General features: G+C 71.6%; 11 protein-coding genes and 1 pseudogene (1 of these 12 cut by a window edge). 3 read left to right on the forward strand and 9 right to left on the reverse strand.

Features of this window, described 5'->3' with window-relative positions; genetic code table 11:
- Nucleotides 1-72: 72 nt before the first annotated feature.
- The 3 genes from bioB to CED_RS15455 all read right to left on the reverse strand — a co-directional run bounded on the left by bioB (nucleotide 73) and on the right by CED_RS15455 (nucleotide 3,349).
- Complete coding sequence (bioB, locus tag CED_RS15445; RefSeq protein WP_011438138.1) at nucleotides 73-1,149, reverse strand: biotin synthase BioB; 1,077 nt, start codon at nucleotides 1,147-1,149, stop codon at nucleotides 73-75.
- 184 nt (nucleotides 1,150-1,333) lie between these two features.
- Nucleotides 1,334-2,050, reverse strand: a complete 717-nt coding sequence (gene bioD / locus CED_RS15450) for a dethiobiotin synthase (protein WP_011438137.1) — start codon at nucleotides 2,048-2,050, stop codon at nucleotides 1,334-1,336.
- 132 nt (nucleotides 2,051-2,182) lie between these two features.
- On the reverse strand, nucleotides 2,183-3,349 hold the full coding sequence (locus CED_RS15455; RefSeq protein WP_035729930.1) for an 8-amino-7-oxononanoate synthase: 1,167 nt from the start codon (nucleotides 3,347-3,349) through the stop codon (nucleotides 2,183-2,185).
- Nucleotides 3,350-3,449: 100 nt separating this feature from the next.
- Between CED_RS15455 and CED_RS15460 the strand changes: the two genes are divergently transcribed.
- The gene (locus CED_RS15460; RefSeq protein WP_173645812.1) at nucleotides 3,450-4,913 is read left to right on the forward strand and encodes a sensor histidine kinase; all 1,464 of its coding nucleotides are present in this window, start codon (nucleotides 3,450-3,452) and stop codon (nucleotides 4,911-4,913) included.
- A 426-nt stretch (nucleotides 4,914-5,339) separates the two neighbouring features.
- Here CED_RS15460 and CED_RS15465 read toward each other — a convergent pair whose 3' ends face one another.
- Nucleotides 5,340-5,588, reverse strand: a complete 249-nt coding sequence (locus CED_RS15465) for a WhiB family transcriptional regulator (protein ID WP_011438134.1) — start codon at nucleotides 5,586-5,588, stop codon at nucleotides 5,340-5,342.
- A 547-nt stretch (nucleotides 5,589-6,135) separates the two neighbouring features.
- Here CED_RS15465 and CED_RS15470 point away from each other — a divergent pair.
- Complete coding sequence (locus tag CED_RS15470) at nucleotides 6,136-6,909, forward strand: glycerophosphodiester phosphodiesterase (protein WP_011438133.1); 774 nt, start codon at nucleotides 6,136-6,138, stop codon at nucleotides 6,907-6,909.
- Between the two features lie 27 nt (nucleotides 6,910-6,936).
- Here CED_RS15470 and CED_RS15475 read toward each other — a convergent pair.
- Nucleotides 6,937-7,914: pseudogene (locus tag CED_RS15475) on the reverse strand (diacylglycerol kinase family protein).
- Between the two features lie 188 nt (nucleotides 7,915-8,102).
- Between CED_RS15475 and CED_RS15480 the strand changes: the two are divergent.
- Complete coding sequence (locus CED_RS15480) at nucleotides 8,103-8,564, forward strand: hypothetical protein (protein ID WP_051868852.1); 462 nt, start codon at nucleotides 8,103-8,105, stop codon at nucleotides 8,562-8,564.
- A 9-nt stretch (nucleotides 8,565-8,573) separates the two neighbouring features.
- Here CED_RS15480 and CED_RS15485 read toward each other — a convergent pair whose 3' ends face one another.
- The 4 genes from CED_RS15485 to CED_RS15500 form a co-directional block, all read right to left on the reverse strand.
- A complete protein-coding gene (locus CED_RS15485) occupies nucleotides 8,574-9,590 on the reverse strand; it encodes a SigB/SigF/SigG family RNA polymerase sigma factor (RefSeq protein WP_084680823.1) in 1,017 nt (338 codons plus the stop codon).
- Entirely contained in the window at nucleotides 9,587-10,123 is a 537-nt protein-coding gene (locus tag CED_RS15490) for an anti-sigma factor (RefSeq protein WP_011438129.1), read from the reverse strand. The genes CED_RS15485 and CED_RS15490 overlap by 4 nt, the downstream gene beginning before the upstream one ends.
- Before the next feature lie 280 nt (nucleotides 10,124-10,403).
- A complete protein-coding gene (locus CED_RS15495; protein WP_035911767.1) occupies nucleotides 10,404-10,979 on the reverse strand; it encodes a GNAT family N-acetyltransferase in 576 nt (191 codons plus the stop codon).
- On the reverse strand, nucleotides 10,976-11,260 hold the 3' portion of the coding sequence (locus CED_RS15500; protein ID WP_035911810.1) for a dTDP-4-dehydrorhamnose 3,5-epimerase family protein. 339 nt of this gene lie beyond the right edge of the window; the window shows 285 of its 624 coding nt (coding positions 340-624); the start codon falls outside the window, past its right edge; it ends in the stop codon at nucleotides 10,976-10,978. Before CED_RS15500 ends, CED_RS15495 begins: the two co-directional genes overlap by 4 nt.

An 11,260-nucleotide genomic window follows, 5' to 3' on the forward strand; every position in this document is an offset into this window, starting at 1 on the left:
CCACCTCCTGCGCGAACGGGAGCATCAGCACCGGGCACGAACCAGCCGGGCACGAACCAGCGTCAAAACGGCTTAGAGAGTGGCCTGCAGGGACTTGATCGGCATGCTCAGCTCGGCCAGCATCTTCAGGTCGGCCTCCGCGGAGCGGCCCAGCGTCGTCAGATAGTTTCCGACGATCATGGCGTTGATGCCACCGAGCATCCCCTGCACGTCGAGATCGCCCAGGGTGATCTCGCGTCCGCCGGAGTAGCGCAGGATCGTGCGCGGCATGGCGAGGCGGAACGCCGCGATCGCGCGCAGCGCGTCACGCGGCTCGACCAGCGGAAGATCCCCGAAGGGCGTTCCCGGCCGCGGGTTGAGGAAGTTCAGCGGAACCTCGTCGGGCTCCAGGGCCGCAAGCTGGGTGGCGAGCTCGGCACGCTGCTCGAGGCTCTCGCCGACGCCCAGAATGGCGCCGCAGCACAGCTCCATCCCCGCGGCCCGCACCATCTCACAGGTCTCCCACCGCTCCTCCCAACTGTGGGTGGTGACCACGTTCGGGAAGTGCGAGCGGGCCGTCTCCAGATTGTGGTTGTAACGGTGCACACCCATCGCCGTGAGTTCGTCGACCTGCTCGGAGGTCAGCATGCCCAGCGAGCAGGCGACGTTGATGTCGACCGCCGCACGGATGGCGGCGACCCCCTCCCGCACCTGCGCCATGAGCCGGGCGTCCGGGCCCCGCACGGCCGCGACGATGCAGAACTCGGTGGCGCCTGTCGCCGCGGTCTGCCGGGCGGCGTCGACGAGCGAGGGCACGTCCAGCCAGGCGGACCGCACCGGCGAGTCGAACTTGCCGGACTGCGAGCAGAAGTGACAATCTTCCGGGCATCCGCCGGTCTTGAGGCTGACGATCCCCTCCACCTCGACCTCCGGACCACACCAGCGCATCCGCACCTCGTGGGCCAGGGCGAGCAGATCGGTCAGCGTCTCGTCCGGGAGCCGGAGCACGGCGAGCACGCCGGCCTCGTCCAGCCCCCGTCCGCCATCGAGGACCTCGCGCCGTGCCACGGTGAGGATGTCGGCACCGTCCTGGTCCGCCGGCGGCCGCTGCGACGCAGGTGCAGGTGCGGTGGGGTGCGCGGTCACGGACGTGGTCACGGATGCAGTCACAGGGGTCTCCAGACAAGGGTCGACGGGTGCGGTGGGTGCGTGGGTGCGTGGGTGCGGTGGGCATCGTGGTCGGGACTGATGCGCATGCACCCAGGTGCATGCGCATCCATTGTCGAACCGGCGCGCGGATGTGGGGCCGGATTCCCGAACACCATCGAGCCCCGAAGACTATCGAGCATGGTGGTTACGTCTCGTAGCGAGCTCTGAACTCCTGGGCACGGAACGTGCCGCCAAGTGCCGGTTGCAGCGAGGCACGCGCCACGGCCAGGAACTCGAGCCGGGCCAGCAGGCCGGCTCCCGCCGGAAGGACGCCGGCCAGCGGCCGGGCGGCCAGGCTTTCCAGGTCGATGAGGTTGCACCGGCAGGCCAGATCCGGTTCGGCCGGCCAGGACCCGACCACCACGCCGGCGAGGTCCAGGCCGCGGTGCGCCAGCGCCTCCAGGGTCAGCGCCGTGTCGTTCAGAGCGCCCAGGCCCGCGGCGGTCACGACGAGCACCGGCGCCCGCAGCACCCGGGCGAGGTCGGCGAGGGTGGCGCCGCCCGCGTCGTAGCGGACCAGCAGGCCGCCGGCGCCCTCGACGAGGACGAGATCGCGGCTGTCGGCGAGGGTGCCGATCCGGGCGGCGAGCTCGTCGAGGTCGACGGCCCGGTGCCCGGACCTGCGGGCGGCGGTGGCCGGAGCGAGCGGGTCGGGGTAGCGGGCCAGCTCGTGGACGTCGGTGATCCCGGTCAGATCGCGGACGAGGTCGACGTCACCCAACTCGCCGGGGCCGACACCGGTCTGGGCCGGTTTCACCACCGCGACCGCGTGGTGTCGGTCGTGCGCGAGCGCGCCGATCGCGGCCGTCACCACCGTCTTGCCGACCCCGGTGCCGGTCCCGGTCACCACCAGGGCTGTCATCGGGCCAGGGCTGTCATCGGGCCAGGGCTGTCATCGGGCCAGGGCTGTCATCGGGCCAGGGCTGTCATCGGGCCAGGGCTGTCATCGGGCCAGGGCTGTCATCGGGCCAGGGCTGTCATCGGGCCAGGGCTGTCATCGGGCCAGGACCCCGGCGGCGGCCAGCGCGTTGGTGACGATCGCGAGGTCGGCATCGGTGAGATCGGCCCGGGCGGCGAGGCGCAGCCGGCTGGTCCCGACCGGCACCGTCGGTGGCCGGAAGCAGCCGACGGCCACCCCGTGCCCGCGGCAGGTCGTCGCGGCCGCGATCGCGGGTTCGGGATCCCCAATGATCACTGAAACGACGGCCCCGGCGGGATCCGGCGCGCCGGTCAGGCCGGCGAGCTGACGGGCCCGGCGCCGGACGGTGCCGGGCAGCTCCGGGTGGGCCCCCAGAAACTCCAGGGCGGCCAGCGCGCTGCCCACGTTCGCCGGGGCGAGGCCGGTATCGAAGATGAAGCTGCGGGCGGTGTCGATGAGGTGATCGCGCACGGCCGCCTCGCCCAGCACCGCGCCGCCCTGGCCGCCCAGCGCCTTGGACAGGGTGGCCGTCGCCACCACGTCCGGCTCCCCGGCAAGGCCCGTGGCGGCGAGTGCCCCCCGACCGGCGGGCCCGACCACCCCGAGCGCATGGGCCTCGTCAACGACCAGGACCGCTCCGTGGGCCCGGGCGGCCTCGTGCAGTTCGGTCAGCGGGGCGAGATCGCCGTCCGCGGAGAACACCGACTCGGTCACGACGAGTGCCCGTCGCCAGGGGCGTCCGGCGAGGGCCGCCGCGACCGCGGCCACATCGGCATGCGGTGTCACGACGACGTCCGCCCGGGACAGCCGGCAGGCGTCCACGATCGAGGCGTGGTTCAGCGCGTCCGAGACGACCAGGTCGCCGGGGCCGGCCAGGGCGGTGACCACCGCGAGGTTCGCCGTGTAGCCGGAGGAGAAGACCAGGGCCGAGGCGAATCCGGCGTGCGCGGCGAGCGCGTTCTCCAGCTCCCCGTGCAACGTGGTCGTCCCGGTCATGAGCCGACTCCCGGTGGCCCCGGCACCCCAGGCGCGCAGGGCGCGGATCCCGCCGCCGACGACCGCCGGATGACGGCCGAGCCCGAGGTAGTCGTTGCCCGCGAGATCGACGAGCACGCTTGCGCCCGGTTTGTCCGGGCCGCCCCGCGGGCGTAGCTCGCGGCGCAGCCCGGCGGCGGCCCGGGCCCGGGCGTGGTCCGTGAGCCAGGCGAGCGGCGCGGCAGCCTCGACGTCATCGACGGTCACGACGGCCAGCGTACGGGTATCGGCCACTGTGATGGGGTGCCCGCCACCTCACGAACCCGGCCGGTCTGGCAGTCTGCGAGCCGTGGGAACCCTCGCCGACATGCTGCGCGCGAGCACGGATCTCAGCGACGACGGCATCGACCACCTGCACGCGCTCGTCGCGGACTGGGCTCTGCTCGCCGACCTCTCCTTCGCTGATCTGTTGCTGCTCGTGCCTGTCCGCTCCGGCTCGGGGGCCAGCCGGGGCGGCCACGCCAGCGGAGCCGAATTCCTCGTCGTGGCCCAGGTCCGTCCCACCACCGGTCCGACCGCGTACCACAACGACGAGGTCGGCAGCGTCGTGATCAATCGCTGGGTGGTCCAGAACGCCTGGCGGGAACACCGGATCGCGCGGGAGGGCGAGCCCGAGTGGGACGGTGGGGTCCCGGTGCGGACGGAGGCGATCCCGGTCCGGCGGGGTGACGAGGTGATCGCCGTCCTTGCCCGGGACACCAACCTCGCGACCACCCGGACGCCGAGCGCGCTGGAGTCGGCTTATCTGCAGGGTGCCAACAACCTGGCCCTGATGATCGCCGAGGGCGCCTTTCCGTTCCGCGGCAGCTCGGCGGAGCTTCCCGAGTCCCCCCGGGTGGGCGACGGCATGATGCGGCTCGACGGCGCCGGGAAGGTGATCTTCGCGAGTCCGAACGCGCTCTCGGCGTACCGCCGGCTTGGCTACACCGGCAATGTCACGGGCGAGGACCTCCGCTCCGTGCACCGGGCGCTGAACCTGTCCGCCACGACCCCGGCGGTCTGGCACGCGCTCGGCCGGCGCCGGCCGGTGGAGGTGGAAGCCGCGGTCGGGAGCACGGTGGTACTTCTGCGGGCGATCCCGCTCTTCCCCGGGGCGACCCGGGAGGTGCTGGTGCTCGTCCGGGACGTCTCCGAACTGCGTCGCCGCGAGGCGCTGCTGCTGAGTAAGGACGCGACGATCCGTGAGATTCATCACAGGGTCAAGAACAATCTACAGACCGTAGCAGCCCTGCTGCGGTTGCAGATGCGGCGGACGAAGGTCGACGAGGCGCGCTCGGCGCTGCGGGAGTCGGTGCGCCGGGTCACCTCGATCGCGGTCGTGCACGAGACGCTGTCCCAGAGTTTGGGGGAGAGCGTGCCGTTCGACGAGATCGCCGACCAGATCACCTCGGTCACGGTGGATCTGGCCTCCACCGGGGCCCGGGCGAACACCCGCCGGACCGGGTCGTTCGGGCGGCTTCCCGGCGAACTCGCCACCCCGTTGGCTCTTGTGCTTTCCGAACTTCTGCAGAATGCTGTAGAACATGCGTTCGACGGTTCGGCGGGTTCCATCGAGATCCGGGTCAGCCGCCTGGCGGACCGGCTTGACGTGGTCGTGGCCGACGACGGTGCCGGGCTGCCCGAGGACTTCCAGCTCGAGCACTCGCCAAGGCTGGGGCTGCAGATCGTCCGCCAGCTGGTGCTGGGCGAGATGCACGGCACCATCCGGCTCCAGGCCGGTCCAGAGCACGGGACGGAGGCGCTCCTGTCGATCCCACTTTCTGAAAGTTGAGTGTTTAGGGTGCCCGGGAGGGGGTATCCCCCAGGATGTGTCCCTCGTCCATGGCCGTCGTGCCGATGTGGCGTGCTCGTGGGGGGCCGGATCGGGACCGTCCCGGGCGGTGGTTCGCCTGAGCGGGCCCGATCGCCGGAAGGTGTGGTCGGGGGCGGAAAACATTACGGCCGCCCCGTCCGCGTCGCGCCGCATTGCTGCGGCGGACGCGCGGACAGAACGGCCGATGCTGCTGCCAGCCACCCCTGTGCCGCGGTACGGGTTGTGGCATGACCTCATGCGGCGACCACTGCGGTCCGCCGGTGGATCCGGTGGTGCCGGTTCCGGCGGGCAGGGTCTGCCGCGAGCGGGTGTTGTTGTTCGGACCCGGGACGTGGTGCCGGTTCCTCGGGTGCTGTCGGCCCGCCGTCGGGGACGGTCCTGCGGTCAGGCGGTTCGAACCCGGAGTCGGACCTGGCGCTTGAGCGCCCGGCGTTCGTCCTCGCTCATCCCGCCCCAGACACCGGAGTCCTGCCCGGTGTCCAGTGCCCAGTTGAGGCAGTCACTCGTGACTGCGCACCGCGCGCAAACGGCCTTTGCCTCTTCGACCTGGCGTTCCGCCGGACCGGTTGTACCGATCGGGAAGAAGAGCTCGGGATCCTCGTCACGGCAGAGCGCTCTGTGGCGCCAGTCCATGCGTACAACTCCCTCTCTCGTCTCGGGCCACACTGCACATGAGACGCTTTGTGAGCCGCTACGGTTGTGCCGAGGTGAAAAATAAATTGAGCAGGATGTCTGCTCGGCCTCGACGGCGGCCGTAGAGCGGGTTGCCGGGTGTCGGTAAGCCCGGGTGCACGTGCATCCACCTCGGACATTCGCCACCCTCCCACCCGAACAGGCAGCGGCGCAAGAACCTGCAAGCCTCTTCACAGCCTGGCTGGCCTGCACTTGTCCGGCAAGGACACAGACGGACCACGGGGGGCGACCGTCTCCCTGGATGGCCGAAGTGCCACGGGAGTCCCGATTGCCAGGGGATGTTACGCTCCGTTGCATCGATCGTCACCGGTGCGGCCGGTGGGCGGCCCGGATCCTCGGCGATCAAGCCGCCGGTGTCATGCCAGTCGGTCATGGATCCGTTCTGTGGTGCCTGAGGGCTGCCTGAGGGCTGCTCCGGCGCCGGTGCGCGCCGTCATCCCGGCCCGATCTGACCCGCTCGCGTCGCCGGAGATGGCAGGGTTGGGGCATGGAGGTTCTCGGTCATCGTGGCAGCAGGGTTCCCGGCCCGGAGAACACGGTCGAGGCGGTGGATGCCGCGTTGCGGGTGGGCGCCGACGGTGTCGAGGTCGACGTGCGGCGCAGCGCGGACGGCGACCTGGTCTGCGTGCACGACGCGCGGCTGTCCCGTCCCGCCGGCCGGGCCGTGGTCCGGCAGACCACGGTGGCGCTGCGGGCCCGGGGCATCCCTCTGCTCGATGAGATCCTCGACGTGTGGGATGGCCGCGGTCGGCTCATCTGTGAGATCAAGAACCAGCCCGGGCAGCCGGACTTCGACGCCCCCCGGGAGCAGACCGCGCGCCGGCTCGCCGAGACGCTGCGTGCCCGGGGATGGACCGGCCGCCGGCCGGACGCCGCCGACCTTGACGCCGGTGCCGGCGGCATCACGGTGTCGTCGTTCGACTGGTTTGCCATCGAGGCGGTGCGTGACGCCGACCTCGCGGTCACGACGGCGTTCCTCACCATGCCCCGGATGTCGGTGAGCGGCGGCCTCGCCTACGCACGGTCGGCGGGCCACACCGAACTGCATGTGCACACCAGCGCGGTGCTCGGCACCTCCGACGCGGCGGGACGGGCGCGCGAAGCCGGCATCCGGTTGATCACCTGGACGGTGACCAGTCTCGAGGACGCCCGGCGGATCCGCGACGCGGGCGTCACCGGGGCGATCTGCGACGACCCCATGGAGATCCACCAGGCGCTGTCCCGGCCGGACGGGACCCCCACCACGGCGCTCGACGCCTGAGCGGACACTCTCCTGGGCGGGCAGCCGTCAGGCGACGACGCGCAGCGCGTGCGGCTGGTGGGTCAGCAGCACCTCGGAGAACATCCCGAGATACTCGCCGTCCATCTGCACCGGCAGGGGCGTATCCGTGGAGAAGCGGATACGCGACGTGTTGTGGCGGCGCACCACGTTGCGNCCGCGCGGACCCTCGCCGTCGGTGAGTATCCGCGAGGCGGCCCGCAGCACGCTGGGCAACCGTACCCGCCGCAGCGCGAGGAGGTCCAGACCGGTGTCGAAGGACGCGTCCGGGCAGGCGAGGACGGGACGGGAGTTGAGGTAGGTCCACGGGCGGGTGTTGCAGACGATGCAGAAGGCGATGTGCNNNTCGNCCNNCCCNCCCGCCGGGTCGGTGGTCCCGGGGGCGGGGGCCGAGCCGGCGTCGGCGGTCGTCAGGGTGATGGGCGAACCGCGGCGGTCGGTGCCGTGGAGGATCTGACCCGCCGCGGTCCGCAGGAACAGGCCGGCGGTGTTGCGCCTGCCCTTGCCACGCTTCTCCTCGACCCGCGCGACGACCCGGGCATCCAGGCCGATACCGAAACAGAACGTGAACCAGCGCCGTTCGTCGCCGTACTGAGCCCGGCCGAGGCTGATCCGCCGGGTGCGGCCCTCGCGGAGCGCGCTCAGCAGCTCGCCGGTCGCCTCCACCGGTGACGCGGAGTAGCCTAGCGCGCGAGCGAAGACGTTGGTGCTGCCACCCGGGACCACGGCGAACGCTGGGCCGCCCGGTACCGGACCGTTCTGGAGCAGTCCGTTGATGATCTCGTTGACGGTACCGTCCCCACCGAGCGCAAGCACCACGTCGACGCCGAGTTCGGCCGCTCTGGCCCCCAGCTCCACCCCGTGCCCCCGCCCCTTGGTGACCACAGTCTCCAGAGCGAGGTCCGCGGCGAGCGCGCTGGCGAGGACGTCACGAACACGTTCGGTCGTAGCAGTGGCGACGGGGTTGACGACCAACAGCCCTCGCATGCCTCCACCGTAGTCCGCCCGGTCATCCGGGTCGCCGGCTGGGAAAACTCTCACACCGGTGGAATCCGGCGGGCACCTCGCGAAGTGCGACGGGTGATGGCGCGGTGGACACCGTCCGGAGGGTCCCCGGGGGCACCGGTCGACGGCCCCGGGAACGCCGACGGCCCCGGGAACGTAGTGTCAGGGATATGGGATCCACGAGTCATCCCGATCAGCCGGCGGCCGGCCGCTTCGGCACGCTGCGGCAGGCTGCTCGCGCGGCGTCCGTGCCCACTCGGGTGGCGTCCGTCCTGCTCGCCATCGAGGCGCTGACCCTGCTGGCCCTCGGAATCCTGCAGGTGCTGCGCGGCTTCGGGCCGGACATCGACGACGTGGGTCGTGCCGAGAGCGGTGGGGTGCTCGCCATCGTCGGCGGGCTCGGTGTGGCGGTCCTCGCGGGGGGNGNGCTGCGCAACGGCGCATCCTTCCGCTCGCCCACCTTGGTCGTGCAGATCCTGTGCCTGCCGGTGGCGTGGGGGCTGGTGCAGTCCGGCCGCTACGGCTACGGCATCCCGCTGCTCGTCGTGCCCCTTGTCATCGTCGTCGCGTTGCTGCTGGCCGGTGGGCTCGGGCCGGTGGTCCCGCCTCGGCGCGGCGGCGGGACCGGGTGACGAATCCGCTCAGCCGTCCTCGAGCAGGCCGCGCCGCAGCTGGGCCAGGGTCCGGGCCAGGAGCCGGGAAACGTGCATCTGGGAGATGCCGAGCTCGGTCGCGATCTGGGACTGGGTCATGTTGCCGAAGAACCGCAGCAGCAGGATGCGCTTCTCCCGCGCAGGGAGCTTCTCCAACAGCGGCTTGAGGGACTCGCGGTACTCGACGCCCTCCAGGGACTCGTCCTGGACGCCGAGGGTGTCCGCGACGGCGGGCGCCTCGTCGTCGCCGGAGTCCGGCGCGTCGAGGGAGACCGCCGAGTAGGCGTTCGCCGACTCCAGCCCCTCGAGGACGTCATCTTCGCTCATCTGCAGATGCCGGGCGATCTCGCTCACCGTGGGGGAGCGGCCCAGCGTCTGGGAGAGCTCGGAGGTCGCCTTCGTCAGGGAGAGTTTGAGCTCCTGAAGGCGGCGGGGGACCCGGATGGCCCAGCCCTTGTCCCGGAAGTGCCGCTTGATCTCACCGACAATGGTCGGGGTGGCGTAGGTCGAGAACTCCACCCCACGTTCCGGATCGAACCGGTCCACCGATTTGATCAATCCGATGGTGGCCACCTGGACGAGGTCGTCGAGCGGCTCGCCCCGGTTACGGAAGCGGCGGGCGAGGGACTCCACCAGCGGGAGGGGCATCCGGACGAGCTGATCGCGGACGGCGGAGCGTTCGGGATCGTCCTCGGGTAGCTCGGCGAGGCGGACGAACAGCGTGCGGGCCAGGGCCCGGTCGGGCGAGTGCGCGCGCTCGGGCCGATCGCTCTCCCCGTCGATCGCCGGACCGTCCACCGCCGGGTTCGGTGGCGCCTGGGTCGTCACCTCGGGGCCGAGATCGCTGTCGATCCCCGGCTGGTCGTCGAGCCCGGATCCCCGTTGGCTCAACGCCGCTACCGGGTCCACCGTGGACACCGGGTCGCGATCGGCTACGTTGCGATCGGCTACGTCGCGATCAGGTACCGTGCGCGGTGGGGTCGGCGTCCTCCCGGTCGACGTCACGACGTACCTACCGTGTCGCCCAGTGGAGTCTCTCTGGACGCGCCCGACCCTCGGACGTGGCCGGCCGGAGGCCCGCCGAGGTCGGCGCGCACGCCCCTGCGTTTCTGCAGGGCGATGCTCACCCGCGACCCTGGGCCCGTCGAGGTCTGCACGTCGCCCGCCAGCGCCTTGAGCACGGTCCAGGCGAAGGTGTCCTCGGAGGGCTGCTCGCCGTCCAGGCTCTCGACCGTCACCAGGACGTGCATCACCCCCGGCGAGAGGGTGAACGTGCAGTCCAGCGAGGAACCCGGCACGGCCGAGACGAGCAGCAGGGCGCACGCCTCGTCCACGGCGATCCGGAGATCCTCGATGTCGTCGAGAGTGAAGTCGAGGCGGGCCGCCAGCGAGGCCGTCGCCGTGCGCAGGACGGTGAGGTAGGCGCTCGCGGCGGGCAGGGTGAGCGCAACCACGTCGCGTAGGCCGCCCGAGTGGGCGGTTTGGCTGTCGATGGTGTCGGAGCTCTCCGCGCCGCCGGTCGAAGGCGTCGGATCCACGTTCCTACCCCCAAAGAGCCTGCGTCGCGCGAGGACGGCGCCTCGCGGGTGTCCTGCCGACCAAGGTCGATTAGATAATGATATTGTCGGCGGTTCCTCTCCCACCCGTCGACGGGTCGAGTATTCCGCTCCCGACCATGACGTCCCGCATGGGCGGACGGTTTCCGCTCCGTCGGCGGCCGGGCGGCGGCCACCGACTCCACCGTACCCAGCCGCCGCTGGGTACCGCAGGTCGGGTGATCGTAAGCTGTTGCATCCGGCCTGTCTGGCCGTCGTCGGCTTAGGCGGTCGTCGGCTTAGGCGGTCGTCGGCTTAGGCGGTCGTCGGCCGCGGCGCTGCCGGTCCCGACGCCGGCCAGGGTGGTGATGGCGTCGGCGTCCATGCGCCAGGTCGTCCAGCCCTCGATCGGCCCCGCGCCGAGGGAGCGGTAGAACGCCTGCGCCGGGGCGTTCCAGTCCAGTACGGCCCATTCCATGCGCCGGTAGCCGCGGTCGGCGCAGATCGTCGCGAGGGTGGTGAGCAGGGCCTGCCCGTAGCCACGGCGGCGGTGGTTCGGCCGGACGAACAGATCGACGAGGTACATCCCGGTCTGGCCGGTCCAGGTGGAGAAGGTCGGGTGCCAGAGCGCGAAGCCGACGACCTGTGGTGGGGCGGCGACCTGTGGTGGGGTGGGGTCGCCGGCAAGGTGGTCTGTGGTGGCCACCAGACAGTGCGCGGCTGGCACCGGTCCGAACAGGGCCGTGTCGAGATCGGCGGGCGTCATGGCGACGGCGGCCGGCTCCTTCTCGTACGCGGCGAGTTCGGTGACCAGGCGGNGGNCGACCTCGACGTCTCCGGGGCCGGCCACCCGGATCACCGGATGTCCCCGGCGGCGCTCGCCGAGCGGAGCTCGGCGTACAGGGCCCGGCAGGCGCGATAGTCGGGCAGCAGGCCAGCCGCCTCCGCCTCCTTGAGCGACGGCGCCGCGGTGTCCTTGTCGGACAGCAACGGCGCGAGATCGTCGGGCCAGGGCAGCGCGAGATCGGGATCGAGTGGGTGGACCCCGTACTCGCGCCCGGGGGTATACGGAGTCGAGCACAGGTAGGAGATCGCGGCGTCGTCGGTGAGCGCCATGAAGGCATGCCCGAGNCCCNCCGC

It is taken from the genome of Frankia sp. CeD (assembly GCF_000732115.1).
GTDB lineage: Bacteria > Actinomycetota > Actinomycetes > Frankiales > Frankiaceae > Frankia > Frankia casuarinae.